General features: G+C 65.9%; 12 protein-coding genes and 1 pseudogene. 6 read left to right on the top strand and 7 right to left on the bottom strand.

The features are described 5' to 3' along the window. Positions 1-216: 216 nt before the first annotated feature. A complete protein-coding gene (locus ACPXCG_RS05615) occupies positions 217-1,038 on the top strand; it encodes an alpha/beta hydrolase (protein ID WP_425789887.1) in 822 nt (273 codons plus the stop codon). Between the two features lie 360 nt (positions 1,039-1,398). On the opposite strand, the pseudogene ACPXCG_RS05610 reads toward ACPXCG_RS05615, so the two are convergent. The 4 genes and pseudogenes from ACPXCG_RS05610 to betT form a co-directional block, all read right to left on the bottom strand. Further along, positions 1,399-2,519 (bottom strand): annotated as a pseudogene (locus ACPXCG_RS05610) (IS3 family transposase). A gap of 143 nt (positions 2,520-2,662) precedes the next feature. Next, positions 2,663-4,243, bottom strand: coding sequence for a GMC family oxidoreductase (locus ACPXCG_RS05605; RefSeq protein ID WP_425789885.1), 1,581 nt, complete (start codon positions 4,241-4,243; stop codon positions 2,663-2,665). Next, a complete protein-coding gene (locus ACPXCG_RS05600; protein ID WP_425789883.1) occupies positions 4,240-5,754 on the bottom strand; it encodes an aldehyde dehydrogenase family protein in 1,515 nt (504 codons plus the stop codon). Before ACPXCG_RS05600 ends, ACPXCG_RS05605 begins: the two co-directional genes overlap by 4 nt. Continuing rightward, positions 5,751-7,916, bottom strand: a complete 2,166-nt coding sequence (betT, locus tag ACPXCG_RS05595; RefSeq protein WP_425789882.1) for a choline BCCT transporter BetT — start codon at positions 7,914-7,916, stop codon at positions 5,751-5,753. Before betT ends, ACPXCG_RS05600 begins: the two co-directional genes overlap by 4 nt. 120 nt (positions 7,917-8,036) lie before the next feature. On the opposite strand from betT, the gene ACPXCG_RS05590 reads away from it, so the two are divergent. Then, on the top strand, positions 8,037-8,375 hold the full coding sequence (locus ACPXCG_RS05590; protein ID WP_425789880.1) for a hypothetical protein: 339 nt from the start codon (positions 8,037-8,039) through the stop codon (positions 8,373-8,375). 391 nt (positions 8,376-8,766) lie between these two features. Next, positions 8,767-11,313, top strand: coding sequence for an ATP-dependent Clp protease ATP-binding subunit (locus tag ACPXCG_RS05585; RefSeq protein ID WP_425789878.1), 2,547 nt, complete (start codon positions 8,767-8,769; stop codon positions 11,311-11,313). Between the two features lie 330 nt (positions 11,314-11,643). On the opposite strand, the gene ACPXCG_RS05580 is transcribed toward ACPXCG_RS05585, so the two are convergent. Both ACPXCG_RS05580 and ACPXCG_RS05575 read right to left on the bottom strand, forming a co-directional pair. Next, positions 11,644-12,876 (bottom strand): RNA polymerase sigma factor, encoded by a 1,233-nt coding sequence (locus tag ACPXCG_RS05580; protein ID WP_425789876.1) that lies wholly within the window; start codon positions 12,874-12,876, stop codon positions 11,644-11,646. After that, positions 12,873-13,298 carry a YciI family protein gene (locus ACPXCG_RS05575; RefSeq protein ID WP_425789874.1) on the bottom strand — a complete coding sequence of 142 codons (426 nt, stop codon included), beginning with the start codon at positions 13,296-13,298 and terminating at the stop codon, positions 12,873-12,875. Before ACPXCG_RS05575 ends, ACPXCG_RS05580 begins: the two co-directional genes overlap by 4 nt. A 119-nt stretch (positions 13,299-13,417) precedes the next feature. Here ACPXCG_RS05575 and ACPXCG_RS05570 point away from each other — a divergent pair, with 119 nt between their 5' ends. Then, complete coding sequence (locus ACPXCG_RS05570) at positions 13,418-14,281, top strand: enoyl-CoA hydratase-related protein (protein WP_425789872.1); 864 nt, start codon at positions 13,418-13,420, stop codon at positions 14,279-14,281. 82 nt (positions 14,282-14,363) lie between these two features. After that, positions 14,364-15,266, top strand: coding sequence for an SGNH/GDSL hydrolase family protein (locus ACPXCG_RS05565; RefSeq protein WP_425789870.1), 903 nt, complete (start codon positions 14,364-14,366; stop codon positions 15,264-15,266). Here ACPXCG_RS05565 and ACPXCG_RS05560 read toward each other — a convergent pair. Further along, a complete protein-coding gene (locus ACPXCG_RS05560) occupies positions 15,250-16,581 on the bottom strand; it encodes an acyltransferase (RefSeq protein ID WP_425789868.1) in 1,332 nt (443 codons plus the stop codon). The two genes, ACPXCG_RS05565 and ACPXCG_RS05560, sit on opposite strands and share 17 nt — an antisense overlap. 313 nt (positions 16,582-16,894) lie before the next feature. On the opposite strand from ACPXCG_RS05560, the gene ACPXCG_RS05555 reads away from it, so the two are divergent. Then, on the top strand, positions 16,895-17,770 hold the full coding sequence (locus ACPXCG_RS05555; RefSeq protein WP_425789866.1) for a lysophospholipase: 876 nt from the start codon (positions 16,895-16,897) through the stop codon (positions 17,768-17,770). Positions 17,771-17,777: the final 7 nt, after the last annotated feature.

Genomic DNA, 17,777 nt, shown 5'->3' with positions numbered 1-17,777 from the left:
TCAGATTCGATCGGGGTGAGCTGGCCGAGACGTCGATGTCGATGCTTGCGGTGGTAGGACGTCTCCATCCAGATCACGATCGTCAGACGCAAACTCGACGCCCTATGGCCTCGTTCGGTCTGAGAGGGTAGACCCGTGAGCAGAGAACAGCGTGAAGTCATAGACAAGGTGTTGCGCAGCGTCCCGTCGGGATTTTCACCCCAGCCGGTGGAAGTCATGCGAGAGAACTTCGCGAAGCTCATGGCGCGCTTCCCCGTGCCCTCGGGCGTGCGGACCTCGGAGACGACCCTCGCAGGACGATCAGCGGTCCGGGTCGATCCGGAGGGCGAGATTCGTCCGGGCACGATCCTGTACTTCCACGGCGGCTCGTTCGCGCTGGGCTCGCCTCAGACGGCGATGGGTCTGACCGCCAGCCTCGTCGTGCGCACCGGCATGACCTCGATGTCCCTCGACTACCGGCTCGCACCGGAGCATCCGTTCCCCGCAGGACTCGATGACTGCCTGGCCGCCTACAAGGAGTTACTCGACCACGGCGCAGACCCGGCCACTATCGCCTTCGCGGGAGACTCCGCCGGCGGTGGCCTCTCGGTGACGACCACCTTGGCAACCCGCAAAGCCGGGTTGCCGCTGCCCGGCGCGGTCGTGGCGTTCTCCCCGGGGCTCGATCACACGAGGTCGGGTCGCACCATGGAGAGCAAGAAGGGCGTCGATCCCTTCTTCACGCGCGAGGGCATGGCCTACACCGGCGGCATGTACCTCGACGGGCAGGACCCGAACCAGGAACTCATCGCCCCCGCCGTCCTCGCCGATATGACCGGATTCCCCCCACTCCTGCTTCAGGTCGGAACGAACGAGCTGCTGCTGGACGACTCCGTCCGCCTCGCCGAGCGTGCCCGGGACGCCGACGTCGACGTTATCCTCGACGTCACCGCTAGAGTCCCCCATGTCTTCCAGTCGTTCATCGGCCAGCTCGACGAGGCCGACCACGCCCTCGACCGGGCGGCTCTCTTCCTAACTCAACATCTCACCGTTCAGTAGCAGCGTCTGTTGCCGGCCGGGCAAAACTGCACTCTCATCCCGCGACCAGGGGGCGACCGATGACGGATCGTCTGCCGGAGCCGTCAATGGTCGCGGCGGTAAGCCGCGGCGCCGGCGCATCGGGCGGTTAGTCCGGTTGGCCATGTTGTGCTGCCGTGATGTTCATCAAATGGTGCACCGCACAACATTATTCTTCGTCCCGAACTGGATTTCCCGCCAAGCCCGGTCCACCCCAGTCGCCGGCGACGACGAGCGCACGACCAGCTCGCGCGAATTCTTGGCCACCGCGAGAGAGCACCTGGATACAGGCCGCGACCGTTTGGGACTGCCCACTTCAGTTGACTCGTGGGGTTGAGCGGATCAGGCCGCGTGTGCGGCCTGGTTGATTGTCTCAAACTCGATCGCCGTGAGCTTGCCGAGGCGCCGTTGTCGACGCTTGCGGTGGTAGGTCTTCTCGATCCAGACAACGATCGCCAGACGTAGCTCCTCGCGGGTCGACCACCGCTGGCGGTCGAGCACGTTTTTCTGCAGCAGGGCGAAGAATGACTCCATTGCGGCGTTGTTTCCGCACGCACCCACTCGTCCTATCGATCCGCGTAACCCGTTGTGTGACAGCGCATGAACAAACTTGCAGGACCGGAATTGGGCGGGTTCAATCGGTCGGAGTGAACAACGGTCTGGTCCGGGTTGCGTTGAGCAACTGCATTGTTCAATGCCCGCACCCGAGCGAGGCCTTCATCCGGGAGTCGATCGAGTAGCCGACGACCTTGTTGGAGTACACGTCCTTGATCGCGCACAGGTAGATTTTGCCCTCGTCGGTCCGGTGTTCGGTAATGTCGGTCAGCCATACCTGGTCGGGTCGCTGTGCAGTGAAGTGGCGGTCGACGAGGTCGTCGTGGACCGGTGGGCCGGACTTGGTGGTCAGGCCCCGCTTCTTGGAGAACGCCGACGACAGACGCTCCTGTGAACACAATCGGGCAACGCGGTTTTCGCCGGCGGTGATGCCGTGGTCGGGAAGCTCGGCGGCGATGAAGCGGTATCCGAACGCCGGGTCGTCATCGTGGATCTCGCGGGCGGCATTGATCAGATGCGCGTTGTCCCAGTCGCGTTGTGTGACTGGAATTTTCTTCATCTGCAGAAGCCTTGGGTGGAGAATCCAAGCACCCGGCAGGTCACCGTGACGGGCACACCGTCAGCGGCAAGGTCGAGGACCAGCGGGTACATCATTTTGGGTTGACCCCCCGCGAGAGATAGCCCACGGCGCGCCGCATGACCTCGGCTTCCTGCTCGAGGAGTTTGATCCGTTTGTGGGCTTCACGCAGCTCTGCCGCCCGATCACCACAGTCGTGTTTGCCGGTGGACTCGACGCGGTCGTCGCGGTCGGCGGTCTTGAGCCAGCGATGCAAGCAGGCCTCGGAGATTCCGAAGTCTTTCGCGATCTGACGTAGCGGCGGCTCGCCCTTGCGGGCGACCTCGATCACGTCGCGACGAAACTCCTCGGGAACGCTTTGGGCATGGAAAACATCCTTCCACCGTGAGGGAAATCCTCACAGATCAGATGTCAACCAAACCGGGGGCAGTCCCGGGCATGGGGCATGGGAGGGGCAGGGCGGCGCGTTCGGCCTCAGCGGTCACCTTCGGTCGCCGCGGCAGCGACCAGCTCCGCGCACCGCTCGCCGACCAGCATCACGGTGATGTTCGGGTTGACCGTCGTGTGTGCGGGGAACACCGAGGCATCGGCAACCCGCAGTCCCGACACGCCTTTCACGCGCAGGTCCGGGTCCAGTGGTGACGTCGGGTCGTCGGCGGGCCCCATCCGGACTGTCCCGACCGGATGGTAGACGGTGTTGTGCGTCCGGCTGATGTAGTCGGCCAGCTCGGTGTCCGTCGTGGCATCCGCGCCCGGATACAGTTCGCGTGCAATCCAATCCGACAGCGGCGCGGCCGCCGCTATCTCGCGCGCCTTACGGATGCCGGCGATCATCACCCGCATGTCATGGCCGTCGGGGTCGGTGAAATAACGAGGATCCACCCGCGGTTTGTCGCGGAAGTCGAGGGAGCGCAGACGCACGGTGCCGCGCGACCGCGCGTGTGTGACATTCGGCGTGAGGCAGAAGGTGTTCTCGCTGGTGGGATATCCCTGGCGCAGTGTGTGCATGTCGAACGGCACACTGCCGTAATGCATCATCAGGTCGGGGCGGTCGAGGCCGTCGACGGTGGTGGTGAAGATGCCCGCTTCCCACCACTGGGTGGACTCGGTCGGCATAGGCCGTGTCGTCTCGAAGCCGATCACACCCTCCGGGTGGTCCTGCAGATTCGCGCCGACCCCCGGCGAGTCGACCAGCACATCGATCCCGTGCTCGCGCAGGTGGACGGTCGGCCCGATTCCCGACAGCATCAGCAGTTTCGGCGTGTCGATGGCGCCCGCCGATACGATCACCTCGCGTGTGGCGTGCACCGTGGTGGTGCGACCGAAGGCGTTGTCGGTGATGTCGACACCGCTCGCACGCAGACCGCCGCCGGATTGCTCGACGACGATCCGCTTGGCCCATGAGCCGGTGCGGACCGTGAGGTTCGGGCGGTCCAGATTCGGGTGGAGGTAGCTGACCGACGAGGATGCTCGTACGCCGTCCGGACGTCGGTTGATCTGGAAAAAGCTGGCGCCGTTGATCACCGTGGTGCCGCTGTTGAACTCGACGCGCGGGATGCCGACGGCCTCGCAGGCGTCGAGTACCGCCACGCCACACGGGTCGTTCGGCGGCACGGTCATGATGTGCACCGGACCCCTACGACCGTGGTGATCGCCAGGCGCGTCGTTGGTCTCGATCTGGGGATAGAGTCGATACACCGATTCGGACCCCCAACCGGTGCAACCGAAGTCGCGCTCCCAGGAGTCGAGGTCCTCGCGCGGTGCCCAGAACGCGATACAGCTGTTGTGGGAACTGCATCCGCCGAGCACCTTCGCCCGGGCATGGCGCATGAAGTCGTTACCGTTCTCCTGCGGCTCGATCGGATAGTCCCAGTCGTATCCGGACTCGAGTAGTTCCATCCACCGGTCCAACCGCAGGATGGCGTCGTCGCCGATATCCGACGGCCCGGCCTCGATGAGACAGACGGTGACGGCGGGATTCTCGGACAGCCGTGATGCGACGGCTGCGCCTGCCGAGCCACCCCCGACGACGACGTGGTCGAAGGTGTCGGTCATCGGTTTCTCCCTCGGTCGGCGAACCAGCCGGTCACGCCCGGCCGGAGATTCTCGTAGACGTGTTTGGCCTCTCGATACTCGGCGAGGCCCGATGGTCCGAGCTCGCGGCCGACGCCCGAGTGTCCGAATCCGCCCCATTCTGCCTGCGGCAGATACGGTCCGAACTCGTTGACCCACACGGTGCCGTGCCGCAATCGAGCCGCGATGCGACGGGCACGTGCGGAATCGGCGGACCAGACCGCGCCCGCCAGTCCGTATTCGGTGTCATTGGCGATGGCGACGGCTTCGTCCTCGTCGGTGAAGGTCTCGACGGTCACCGTCGGCCCGAAGGCCTCATCGTGTACGCACGCCATCTCCCTGGTTGCTCCGTCGATGATCGTGGGCAGGTAGAACCAGCCGTCGTCGAGACTTCCGGAGCCGTGGTCGCCGGTGCCGAATGCCCCGCCGGTTCGGATCACCGCGCCGTCGGCGCGGGCCTGCTCGACATACGCGTGCACCTTGTCGCGGTGCGCCGACGAGATCAGCGGGCCGGTCTCGGTGCCGTCGGCGAACGGGAGGCCGAGCCGGATCTGCTCTGCCCGACGGACGAGTTCGTCGACGAATCGGTTGTGCGCGGAATCCTCGATGACGAGACGTGCTCCCGCCGAACACACTTGACCCGAGTGCAGGAATGCGGCGTTGAGTGCGTTGTCGACCGCGGCGCCGAGCCGGTCGTCGGTGTCGCAGGCGTCGGCGAACACGACGTTCGGGTTCTTGCCGCCGAGCTCGAGCGCCACCTTCTTCACCGTCGCGGCCGCCTGCCGTGCGATCACCTTGCCGGTGACGAGACCGCCGGTGAAAGAGACGAGATCGACATCGGGGTGGGCCGACAGCGGCGCCCCGGCATCGGCTCCGGCGCCCAGGACAAGGTTCGCCACGCCAGGAGGCACCCCCAGGTGTTCGAGCACCCGCATGATGAGGATCGAGGTGTGCGGGGTGAGTTCGGCGGGCTTGAGTACGAAGGTGTTGCCCGCGGCGAGGGCAGGTGCGATCTTCCACGCCGCCTGCAGAAGCGGATAATTCCACGGTGTGATCAGGCCGCAGACGCCGACCGGCTCGTAGACGATCCGGGAGTCCACGTCCGCGGAGCCGGCGTCGACCACCCGACCGGCATCCTCGGCGGCGAGCTTGCCGAAATAACGGAAGCAGTTGGCGATGTCGGTCATGTCGAGGTCCGACTCGTACGGTCGCTTGCCGGTGTCGAGCGTCTCGGCGCGCACGAACTCGTCGCGGCGTGTGTCGATCTCGGCCGCGACACGCAGCAGGAGATCACCTCGCTCGGCCGCACCGGTCTGCCGCCAGGGACCGTCGTCGAAGGCGTGTCGTGCCGCGGCGATGGCGGACTCGGTGTCGACGGACCCCGCCTCCGCGACCACGCCGACGAGTGAACCGTCTGCAGGACAGCGGATCTCACGTGTCTGACCGGAGGCCGCGGGGCGCCACCGGCCGTCGATGAAAAGCGTGTCGCTCATGGTTCCGGGATTCCTTGGGGTTCGGCATCGGGTCTGTCGACCACAGGGATGGCGTGGCTGTCGGTGGCCGATCGTCGCAGATGAAGGTAGCCGAGGTGACGCTCGTACTGGTCCAGGATGTCGCCGATGACCTGTTCGCGATTGTAGGCATTGAGTGAATAGCCTTGTGACCCTTCGGTCAGGTACACCTCGCACCGGAAGTAGCGATCGTCGGACCGCTGCGACAGCACGGCGTAAGTCGGGGTCGGCGCCGACACCGGCCATACGCAGTATTCGAACCGCGGCTCTTGCGCGAGTTCGACGATCAGCCGGGGTGACGGCAGACCCTCGTTGCTCGCCGATTCGTCGACCCGGGCTGCGATGCCGCCCTTCGTGAACTCGTCGGCGACCTCACGCATCGCGGGGACGACGGATTTGGTGATGAACTTGCGCGTCGTCGACGGCCCCGGATAGCGCAGGGTGCCCACGAGGCGTTGCCGCCAACTCCCGTGTTCCGACGAGCCGCGGCCCGCGGCGATCACCTTGGGCAGTGTCGTCCGGAAACTGTCCAGCTTGTACGACTCGTTCCGGACCGCTCTCAGCAGCGAGATGCAGATGAGGCCGAGCACGAACGAGAACGGCAGTCCCATGATCACCGTCGCGGCCTGCAACGTGAGGATCGATCCGTCACCGCCGCCGGCGAACAGCATCGACAGCGTGAGCAGTCCGATGGCCACGGACCAGAAGATGCGCACGGATCGCGCGCAGTCGGCCATCGGATCCGGCAGCCGCGAGGTGAAATTGCCCATCACGAGTGAACCGGAGTCGGCGCTGGTGACGTAGAACAGCAGACCGGTGATCGTGGCGATCCCGATGAGCAGCGTGGACCCGGGATACTGCTCGAGCAGCGAGTAGAACCCGGCTTCGGGGGTGGAGGCAGTGGTCTCGGCGAAGCCCTGGTCGCCGCGCGCGACCTCGAGCGCGCTGTTCCCGAAGATGGAGATCCACAACAGGATGAAGCTGAACGGCACGACGAGGACGCCGAACACGAACTGGCGCATGGTGCGTCCGCGGGAGATTCGCGCCAGGAACAGGCCGACGAACGGCGCCCACGCCACCCACCACGCCCAGAAGAACAGCGTCCAGCCGTCGACGAACCCGCGGGCGTCGTTGCCCGGCGTCGGATTGACCTGATCCCAGGCGAACGTGTCGAGCGTGCGGTCGGCGAAGGTGGACACGTAGTCCCCGGCGTTCTGTGTGAGGCCGTTGAGCAGGAAGTCGGTCTTGCCCGCCACGAGGATGTAGACGAGCAGGACGATCGCGAGGATGACATTCAGCTCGGAGAGTCGGCGGATGCCCTTGTCGACACCCGAGGTGGCCGAGGCGGTCGCGATGACCACCGACAGCACGATCAGACCGATCTGGGCGGCCTTGCCCTGCGATATCCCGAAGATCTCGTTGAGACCGTAGTTGAGTTGCACCACACCGATACCCAGTGACGTCGCGATCCCGAAGATGGTCCCGAGGACCGCGGCGACGTCGATGGCGTCGCCCCAGCGCCCCTCGACCCGTTTCCCGAAGATCGGGTACAGCGCGGCACGGATGGTCAGCGGCAGGTTGTGGCGGAACGCGAAGTAGGCCAGGGCGCCGCCCATCAGTGCGTACATCGCCCATCCGGTGACGCCGTAGTGGAACACCGTCCAGGTGACCGCCTCGCGGGCGGCGGCATTGGTCTCGCCCGGTCCGGTGGGGGGATTGAGGAAGTGGGTGACCGGTTCGGCGACCGAGAAGAACATGAGGTCGATGCCGATCCCGGCCGCGAAGAGCATGGCGGTCCAGGTGAACAGGCTGTACTCGGGTCGGGATTCCTCGGGGCCGAGGCGATACCGGCCGTATTTGCTTGCCCCCAGGAAGACGACGACCCCGAGGATCGCCGTCGCGAGGATGAAATACCACCAGCCGAACCATCGGGAGATGAACTCGCGGACGTCGTTGATCACACTCGCGGCCGTGTCCGGTGAGACCAGGGCCCAGATCGCGAACGCGAGCACGATCGTCGCACTCGTGATGAAGACCGCGAGATTGACCGAGCTGCGGCCTGCCTCGGGATGTGGCGGATCGCTCGGGGAGGGGTCGATGATGTCGCCGGTGCTGTCGTGGTGAGGCCGAGCGTCATCACTCATGTGACGGAGGCTACCCGGCGATGTCCGAATTTTCGCCGGATGCTGTGGGCGACGATGACCTCGCCGTCCGCCCGTTGGTGGACGATGACTCTGCCGTCCGCCCGTCGCTACCCTTTGGCCATGTCGCTCGCGTTCTGGATCTGTGCCGCAGTTACTGCGATCAGTGCCGCCGTCAGCCTCGGCTACTCGGTCGCCGGTCTGACTTCGTCCGAGGCGGCTGAGCGCGCACCCTCGATGTATGCGTGCGCGCGGAGCTTGGCGCTGGCTGCCGTGGCGTTGGCTGCGCTCTTTGCCGGCTCAACGCCGTTCTTGGTGGCGGTCGCCGTCGCGATGGTGACCGTCCAGGCTGTGGACGCCGTGATCGGCGGCGTGATCCACGACCGCTTCAAGACCATCGGCCCGGCCGTCACGGCGGCCGCCAACCTGGCAGCCTTGGTCTGGCTCTGGATGGCGGCCTGAAGATTCATCGCCTGATCGGCAAACGGGCGGAGTTGCTGCAGCTCGGCGCCTTCGAGCAGGCCGCGCGCGGCATCGCGCGAGGTGGCGGCAACGGCCCGGAAATCGCGTCGTTCGCTGATCCGTCCGGAAACGTCATCGCGGTGCGCCGGAAACGAGCCGTTCGCTCTCGGCGTAGCGTCGATGGAACAGAGCGCCTACGTGCACGGTTGTAGTGCGCAGACCCCCGGCATGACCATCACGGATATCGTTGACGACCGACGTTAACGGTAGCTGCACTCCAAGCGACCACTAGAGTGGAGGCAGGCTGGTCGTCATGTATACGGACACCGCTGCAGTTGTCGACGCTGTGGTTGTCACCGACGGCCGGGGCGCTAGCTAACGAGGGAGAACAATGTTCGAACGGTTCACCGACCGCGCACGTCGTGTCGTCGTCCTGGCGCAAGAAGAAGCGCGGATGCTCAACCACAACTACATCGGCACCGAGCACATCCTCCTGGGTCTCATCCACGAGGGTGAAGGTGTCGCCGCCAAGGCACTCGAATCTCTCGGGATCTCTCTCGAAGGTGTTCGCAGCCAGGTCGAGGAGATCATCGGCCAGGGGCAGCAGGCACCCTCGGGGCATATCCCGTTCACGCCGCGTGCCAAGAAGGTCCTGGAGCTCTCGCTGCGCGAGGCGCTGCAGCTCGGCCACAATTACATCGGCACCGAGCACATCCTCCTCGGCCTCATCCGCGAGGGCGAGGGTGTGGCCGCCCAGGTGCTGGTCAAGCTGGGTGCAGACCTCAACCGGGTCCGCCAGCAGGTCATCCAGCTGCTCTCGGGCTACCAGGGCAAGGAGCCGCAGGAGGCCGGCACCGGCGGACGCAGCAGCGAGGCGGGCACACCGTCGACGTCGCTGGTCCTCGATCAGTTCGGTAGAAACCTGACCGCCGCGGCCGCCGAGGCCAAACTCGACCCGGTCATCGGGCGTGAGAAAGAGATCGAGCGGGTCATGCAGGTGCTGTCCCGCCGCACCAAGAACAACCCGGTGCTCATCGGTGAGCCCGGCGTCGGCAAGACCGCCGTCGTCGAGGGGCTCGCGCAGGCCATCGTCAACGGCCAGGTGCCGGAGACGCTCAAGGACAAGCAGCTCTACACCCTCGACCTCGGGTCGTTGGTGGCCGGCAGCCGCTACCGCGGTGACTTCGAGGAACGCCTGAAGAAGGTGCTCAAAGAGATCAACACCCGCGGCGACATCATCCTGTTCATCGACGAGCTGCACACGCTGGTCGGTGCGGGTGCCGCCGAGGGCGCGATCGACGCCGCGTCGATCCTGAAGCCGAAGCTGGCCCGCGGTGAGCTCCAGACCATCGGTGCCACCACCCTCGACGAGTACCGCAAGTACATCGAGAAGGACGCCGCCCTCGAGCGCCGGTTCCAGCCGGTGCAGGTCGGCGAACCGTCGGTCGAGCACACGATCGAGATCCTGAAGGGTCTGCGTGACCGCTACGAGAGCCACCACCGGGTGTCCATCACCGACGGTGCGCTCGTCGCGGCGGCGACGCTGGCCGACCGCTACATCAACGACAGGTTCCTGCCGGACAAGGCGATCGACCTCATCGACGAGGCGGGCGCGCGCATGCGCATCCGCCGGATGACCGCGCCGCCAGATCTCCGCGAGTTCGACGAGCGCATCGCCGACGCCCGCAAGGAGAAGGAATCCGCGATCGACGCGCAGGACTTCGAGAAGGCCGCCAACCTCCGCGACAAGGAGAAGCAGCTGGTCGGCGAGCGGGCCGAGCGTGAGAAGCAATGGCGCAGCGGCGACATGGACGTCGTGGCGGAGGTCGACGACGAGCAGATCGCCGAGGTCCTGGGCAACTGGACCGGCATCCCGGTGTTCAAGCTCACCGAGGAGGAGACCACCCGTCTGCTCCGCATGGAGGACGAGCTGCACAAGCGGATCATCGGCCAGGAGGACGCGGTCAAGGCCGTCTCCAAGGCGATCCGCCGCACCCGCGCCGGTCTGAAGGATCCGAAGCGTCCGTCCGGCTCCTTCATCTTCGCCGGCCCGTCCGGTGTCGGTAAGACCGAGCTGTCCAAGGCGCTGGCGAACTTCCTGTTCGGCGAGGACGATGCTCTCATCCAGATCGACATGGGCGAGTTCCACGACCGGTTCACCGCGTCGCGCCTGTTCGGTGCCCCTCCCGGCTACGTCGGATACGAAGAGGGCGGCCAGCTCACCGAGAAGGTGCGCCGCAAGCCGTTCTCGGTGGTGTTGTTCGACGAGATCGAGAAGGCGCACTCGGAGATCTACAACACGCTGCTGCAGGTGTTGGAGGACGGGCGTCTGACCGACGGTCAGGGACGCACGGTCGACTTCAAGAACACCGTGCTGATCTTCACCTCGAACCTCGGTACCAGCGACATCTCCAAGGCGGTCGGCCTCGGCTTCACGCAGGGCAACAGCGACGGCTCGCAGTACGAGCGGATGAAGCAGAAGGTCAATGACGAGCTGAAGAAACACTTCCGCCCCGAGTTCCTCAACCGTATCGACGACGTCATCGTCTTCCACCAGTTGACGCGCGACGAGATCATCCAGATGGTCGATCTGATGATCAACCGTGTGGAGACACAGTTGAAGGCCAAGGACATGGCGATCGAGCTGACCGACCAGGCAAAGGCGCTGTTGGCCAAGCGTGGCTTCGATCCGGTGCTCGGTGCCCGGCCGCTGCGTCGGACCATCCAGCGTGAGATCGAGGACCAGCTCTCGGAGAAGATCCTGTTCAACGAGATCGGCGCAGGCCAGATCATCCTGGTCGACGTCGAGGGCTGGGACGGCGAAGACGACGGCGAGGACGCCAAGTTCGTGTTCTCCGGCTCCGAGAAGCCGCGCGAGGTGCCCGACGCACCTGCCGAGCTGACCAAGGCCGGCGACAGCAACGGCGAGTCGAGCTAGTCGCTCACACAACCGAACACAGACGGGCCGCCGCGACAGTCATTGTCGCGGCGGCCCGTTCGTCATTCCCTGCTACTGGGACCTCTGAGGTGCGCTGCGCGGTTTTTGTTCCCTGAGGTGCGAGTCGTGGTTCTTGTTCCCTGAGGTGCGAGGCGCCAGCCGAGGGTCGTAGCGTGCCCTTCGAGACGCTCGCAAGCTCGCTCCTCAGGGGTCGGGGGCCGTTCGCAAGCTCGCTCCTCGGGGGCTGGGCGCGTCAGGCCCATCACCGGTCCCTGAGGAGCCTCGCGAGGTACGAGCGATGCGTCACGAAGGGCCGGCGCCGAAGGTCGCTCACAACGCCGCGATCTTCTCCTCGAGTACCCGACGTTGAGCACCGTTGGCGGTGAGGTCACGGGCACGTTCGAGCTCGGTCCGCGCCTCGTCGGTTCGGCCGAGCAGCGTGAGCAGTTCGCCGCGGACACTCGGCAGGAGGTGCGATCCGGCAAGTGCCCTCTCGTCGACCTCTGCGTCGAGTAGCTCCAGCGCCGCGCCGGCGCCCGAGGCCATGGAGATCGCGACGATCTTGTTGAGGGTGACCACGGGGTTCCGGGTCAGTTGCTCCAGCGCCTCGTAGAGCACGACGATCTGGGGCCAATCGGTTGCGTCGACGTCCGGCGCACCTGCGTGGCAGGCGGCGATTGCCGCCTGCAGGGCATACGGTCCGCGACCGCGCCCGAGCGCGTCGGACCGCTCGAGTGCGGTGAGTCCGCGGGCGATCTGCCCCCGATCCCACCGACGCCGGTCCTGGGCGGCGAGCAGTACCGGTCGCCCGTCGGCGGCGACACGAGCCGCGAAACGGGAAGCCTGCAGTTCCATCAGCGCGAGCAGTCCGTGGACCTCGGGCTCGCGGGGCACCAGGGCGGCGAGAACACGCCCGAGACGTACCGCTTCCTGCGCCAGATCGCGACGCATCCAGGTGTCACCCGCAGTCGCGGCATACCCCTCCGTGAAGATCAGATAGATCACCCCGAGCACACCGGAGAGGCGTTCTCGCCACTTCGGTGGCTCCGGGACCTCGTAGGGCACCCGGGCCGCCGAGAGTGTCTTCTTGGCACGGACGATCCGCTGCTGCATCGTCGGCACCGACGTCAGGAACAACCGAGCGAGTTCCTCGGTGCTGAGCCCGCCGACGACCCGTAGCGTCAAGGCCACCTGCGCCTCTCGTCCCAGTACGGGGTGGCATGCGGTGAACACCAGCTTGAGCACGTCATCGCGGACCGGTTCCCATTCCTCCTCGGTGACCGTCCCGAGATCGCGTGCGATGACCTCGTATCGCTGATCGAGACGTTCTTGTCGCCGCCACCCGTCGATCGCGCGCCGTTTCGCGACGGCCGTCAGCCAAGCGCCCGCATTCCGCGGGACACCCGACTGCGGCCACTGCTCCAGCGCCTCGGCGACCGCTTCTTGCGCCACGTCTTCGGCAAGTCCGACATCACCGACGACGCGGGCGAGTGTCGCGACGATCCGGGTGCCCTCGATACGCCAGACCGCGTCGACCCTCCGCCGTATCTCGACGTCGCTCACTCCGAAGCGAGCTGTTCCCGCCAGCCCTTCTCCTTCTGGACGTACTCGTTGTCGGCGAACTCCGCGAAGTCGGTCTCGTCGTTGATGCGCCGGACCTCCAGTTTGGAACCGGTCCCGAGCGGGGCCTTCTTCGCCCACTCGAGCGCCTCTTCGCGGCTGGAGACCTGCAGAATCCAGAATCCGTTGAACAGTTCGTGGACCTCGCCGTACGGGCCGTCGGTGACCAGCGGTTCGTCGTCGTCGGAAAAAGCCACGACGAAGCCTTCGGATGCGTCGCTCAGACCCTCGCCGGCCGCGAGGACTCCGGCGTTGATCATCTCCTCGTTGTACCGGCCCATCGCGTTGATGATCTCGGTGAAATCGACCTCTGCAGAGGCGGCGATCGCTTCTTCTGTTGCTCGCATGATCAGCATGTACTTCATCGTCGTGCCTTTCGTCGCGGGGCCGCGGGGTCGAGGCCCTCTATCCATGCGTCGAACGGGCTCGCGACAGATCGACACAGTTCTGAGAGTAGGTTTCCGTCAGGGTTAGTATCGCGAACGTGACTTCAGATCAGACCTCTTCCGGCTTGTCCGCTGCCGAGTCGGAGGCTGTCATCTCCGTGGAGCTCGACGACGAGATCGCAGTGATCCGTCTCAACCGTCCCGACCGGCTCAACGCCTTCACCTACCAGATGGGGGAGGAGATCAAAGCCGCGCTGGACAGGTGCGACGCCGACGACTCGATCCGGGCAGTCGTGATCACCGGGAACGGCCGGGCGTTCTGCGCGGGCGCAGACCTCGGTGGAGGAGCCACGACGTTCGAACTCGAGGAGCCCGCTCCCGGCGAGATCCCACCGGATTCGGGCGGACAATTGACCCTCCGGATCTTCGAGTCGTTGAAACCCGTCGTGATGGCGATCAACGGCGCGGCCGCGGGCGTCGGCGTGACGATGACGCTGGCCGCCGACGTCCGGATTGCATCGGAGGATGCCAAGTTCGGATTCGTGTTCGCCCAGCGAGGGTTGGTCCCGGAGGCGTGCTCGACCTGGTTCCTGCCACGACTCGTGGGACTGCCCACCGCGCTGCAATGGACGATGGGCGCACAGATGGTGCCGGTGGCCGAAGCACACGAACGGGGGCTGGTGCAGCAGGTGGTGCCCAAGGCGGACGTGCTCGCCACCGCGATCGGGGTGGCGAGGAAGATGACGTCCGGCACCGCGCCGGTGTCGGTCGCGCTGACGCGCCAATTGCTGTGGCGGATGGCCGGTGCGCCGAGCCCCCGGGTGGCCCACGAGGCCGATTCGAAGGCCATCTACTTCCGCGGCACCATGCCTGACGTCGCCGAGGGGGTCACGTCCTTCCTGGAGAAGCGACCCGCCACCTTCACCGATCGGGTGTCGACGGATCTGCCGCAGATCTTCTGATCGCCTAGCGCGCACAACAGCCTTCGGCATGCTCGGCGGGGTCTGTGCGCCAAGTGAGCGGCCCTGTGTGAGACTGTCCGTCATGAGGCGTGAACTCGTGACCCGCGCGGCGACCATCGCCGCGTCTGCGGCCGCTGTGGCCGCCGTCGTCGTCCCCGGCACCGCGATCACCGAGACGGTCAGCCCGCCGGTGAAGGCGAGTGCGGCCGGCTCCGGGCACATTCCCAAGACGTATGTGGCACTGGGAAGTTCCTATGCCGCCGGTCCGGAACTGTCGTCGGCGCCGCGAACGCCCTGTATGCGGTCGGCCGACGACTACCCGAACCAGGTGGCATCGGCGCGTGGGATGCGACTGATCGACGTGACCTGTTCCGGCGCCAAGACAGTCGACATCGTGGACCGCGCGCAGCGGGGCAAGACGAGCGAGCCGCAGGTCGCCGCGGTCACCCCGAAAACGGCCCTGGTGACCATCACGACCGGCGGGAACGATCTCGACTACATCGGCCGATTGACCTCACTCAGCTGCGGCAACGCCGTGCAACCCGCGGTTGCCGGGGTGGCCCGACGAGTCTGCGGCGCAGGGCGCCTCCCCGCGCCCGAGCCGGGCCCGGCCGCCTACCGCAAGGTCGAGCGGACGATCGCCCGAACCGTCGATGCCGTCCGTGCGCGGGCCCCGCATGCCAAGGTCGTCCTGGTCGACTACCCGCCGGTGATCGGGACGACCTCGACATCGTGTTCCGAGCTGCCGCTCACCTACTCCGAACGCGCGGAGACCAAGCGTGTTTTCGACGGGCTGGCCGAGGCCACCGCCCGCGCCGCGCGGTCGACCGGAGCTGTGCTGGTCACCGCATCGAAATCGGGTGCTGCCCACGCTGTCTGTTCACAGCGCCCCTGGGTGGACGGGTTCGAACGCGGGGTCTTCTATCACCCGAATCGCACGGGCAAGAGGGCTGTCACGCAGCTGATTCTCAGAGCGCTGCAGTAGCGGCGCGGCGCTGACGCCAGAACGCGAGACCGGCGGAGACGAGCAGCAGAGCACCCGTGGCGACGATGAGATCGCCCACGAGAGCAGCGAACACGACGCGCAGGAGCACGCCCAGAGCGATGGCAATGGTCGCCACGGCCATCGATCTGCCGGCATTCTGGGTTCGCCAATCGATGGTGCTGCGGCCGGTCGTGATCAGACTGATCGGGCTGCGGCGCAACACCTCCACGATGAAGATCGTCAACGCGACGGTGCCCACGTAGGCGACCAGGATCAGCGGCCAGGTCGGTAGATTCCGATGCTCGGAGATGATGGGCATCAATTCGCTGAGTGCGAGCGCGTGCGCCAAGTAGATGCCGAACGACCGGTCGGCGGCGGTCCGCATGAAGTTGTCGGGTACGGAGCCCTTGGTGCGACGGCTCTGCCAGACCGTGCCCAGGCAGTAGAGGATCGTGATGATCGCGATGTAGGCGAATGTGTTGTGCACCATGAACACGTTGGTGGCCCGGAAGATGGTCTCGCCCATGTGCGTCTCGTGCAGGTAATAGAGCAGCGTCAGGACGATCACCACGGCCGCGCCGGCGATCAACTGCCGGCGCCACCGGATCATGAAACCTTGGAACGCCGGGTAGTGCATCGCTGCAACACATCCGGCGAGCACGAAGAACTGATAGGGCAGGATCGTCGCGACGAGGTGCGACCACAGCATGTGCTGCGGGCCATGGGTGAAGAAGTCGAGCGGAGGCCGGACCATGAAGTACAGCAATGTGGTCTGCGCCGCGAAGCTCGCGAGCAGTAGGTACCGGTGATATCCCCAGGTCTTCCGGAGCACGATCAGGATGAGGGGGAAGACCGCGTAGATCTGCATGCTCACCGACAGGAAGTACAGGTGATACCACGCGTTGCCGGTGATGAGGTCGTAGCAGATGCTCTTGAGTGACACCGCGATCGAGTGGGGCGAATCGACCAGATCGCCCAGAGCGGACATACCGCCCGCGCGGTAGCGTCCGTACACCCAGTAGAAGAGGCTCCACACCACGAACGGCAGGCCGATCAGCTTGTATCGACGTCGCCAGAAGGTGAGGGGTTTCAGCTCACGGTCGCGGTACTGGTACGTCAGGACGAAGCCGGTCAACGCGAAGAACGAATACCGGGTGTAACGCAACAGGAGGCCGAGCGCCCCGGCGCCCACATCGGTGCCCGTCGCGATGCCGAGGAGGACATGGTCGAGGATGACCGCCGCGAACGTCACCAGCCGGACGAAATCGATCTGGTAGAGGTGCCGATCCGGCTTCTTGGTCACCGGCGTGGTCACCGGCTCCGCAGTGGCTGCGAGTTGGACTGTGGCACTGTCCGATTCGTCCGGATTCGGCGGAGGCTCGGGCGGTTGTATCTGTTGTTCCTGCGTAACGATGCCCCGGCCTCCCGCTTCACTTCGGCCGCCTCGGACACCAGATGTCCGAGGGACCCGCGCAGAGGCTACTCCTCGAACCTGAGAGTTCTCGGCTCGACCCGCGGTGCGGCGGGTCGAGCGGATCGGTGAACCGCCCCGAACACGTCCGATGCTGGGCTAGCGTGATTCGCGAATACCACCGACGACGGGGTCGGGACCTGTAGAGGAGCGCACCATGGCCGAAACCTTCACCGTGACCGCAGGCGACGGAAGCCCGCTGCTCGCCCGGCGGTGGGTGCCGGCCGCCGACGCCCGCGCGGCAGTGGTGCTGGTGCATGGCATGGGAGAACACTCACAGCGGTATGCGGAGACGGCCGAGTCGCTCGTCGATGAGGGGTTCGTGGTGTACGCCTACGATCACCGCGGCCACGGCGGGTCGGTGCTGCGGGGACGCGAGCCCGGTGACCTCGGGCCCGACGGCTGGCAGCGACTGGTCGCCGACATCGGCGTCGTCGTGGGTGGCGTGCACGCCGAATACCCCGGATTGCCGGTGGCGATGATCGCCCACAGCATGGGCTCGTTCGCCGCGCAGCAGTTCCTCCTCGATCACAGCGACACCGTCGACGCGGTGGTCTTGAGCGGGACTGCTGCGCTCGACGGCCTCGAACCCGCACTAGACCTCGACACCGAAATCGATCTGTCGGGATTCAATGCTCCGTTCGAGCCGGCCCGTACCGAGTACGACTGGCTGAGTCGCGACGACGCGATCGTCGACGCCTACGTCGCCGATCCCCTGTGTGGCTTCGGTCTCGATGCCGAGTCGGGGAAGGACATGTTCGTGCAGGCCCGGGCGATCGCCGATCCCGAACGCGTGGGCGGCATGGTCTCGTCGTTGCCGATCCTCATCGCGGTCGGCGATCTGGATCCCGTCAACGGAGGACTCGCCCTGTCGACTCTGCTCGCCGATCACTATCGGGCGGGTGGCCTGACCGACGTCACCGTGAAGGTGTATCCCGGTGCGCGGCACGAGATCCTCAACGAGACCAATCGTGACGAGGTGCGGCGCGACCTCGCCGACTGGATCGAACGCACGGTGATCGACCGGGATTGATCGTGGT

The sequence above is a fragment of the Gordonia sp. DT218 genome (genome assembly GCF_049847105.1).
GTDB lineage: Bacteria > Actinomycetota > Actinomycetes > Mycobacteriales > Mycobacteriaceae > Gordonia.
The sequence above is the reverse complement of the archived record's forward strand: the minus strand, read 5'-3'. Positions and strand labels throughout refer to the sequence as shown.

Excerpts from the sequence above, each read along its gene's own strand:
- ACPXCG_RS05590 (WP_425789880.1), top strand. The coding sequence starts at position 8,037 with ATGTCGCTCGCGTTCTGGATCTGTGCCGCAGTTACTGCGATCAGTGCC.
- ACPXCG_RS05555 (WP_425789866.1), top strand. The coding sequence starts at position 16,895 with ATGGCCGAAACCTTCACCGTGACCGCAGGCGACGGAAGCCCGCTGCTC.
- ACPXCG_RS05605 (WP_425789885.1), bottom strand. The coding sequence starts at position 4,243 with ATGACCGACACCTTCGACCACGTCGTCGTCGGGGGTGGCTCGGCAGGC.
- ACPXCG_RS05565 (WP_425789870.1), top strand. The coding sequence starts at position 14,364 with ATGAGGCGTGAACTCGTGACCCGCGCGGCGACCATCGCCGCGTCTGCG.
- ACPXCG_RS05585 (WP_425789878.1), top strand. The coding sequence starts at position 8,767 with ATGTTCGAACGGTTCACCGACCGCGCACGTCGTGTCGTCGTCCTGGCG.
- ACPXCG_RS05615 (WP_425789887.1), top strand. The coding sequence starts at position 217 with ATGCGAGAGAACTTCGCGAAGCTCATGGCGCGCTTCCCCGTGCCCTCG.
- ACPXCG_RS05575 (WP_425789874.1), bottom strand. The coding sequence starts at position 13,298 with ATGAAGTACATGCTGATCATGCGAGCAACAGAAGAAGCGATCGCCGCC.
- ACPXCG_RS05600 (WP_425789883.1), bottom strand. The coding sequence starts at position 5,754 with ATGAGCGACACGCTTTTCATCGACGGCCGGTGGCGCCCCGCGGCCTCC.
- betT (WP_425789882.1), bottom strand. The coding sequence starts at position 7,916 with ATGAGTGATGACGCTCGGCCTCACCACGACAGCACCGGCGACATCATC.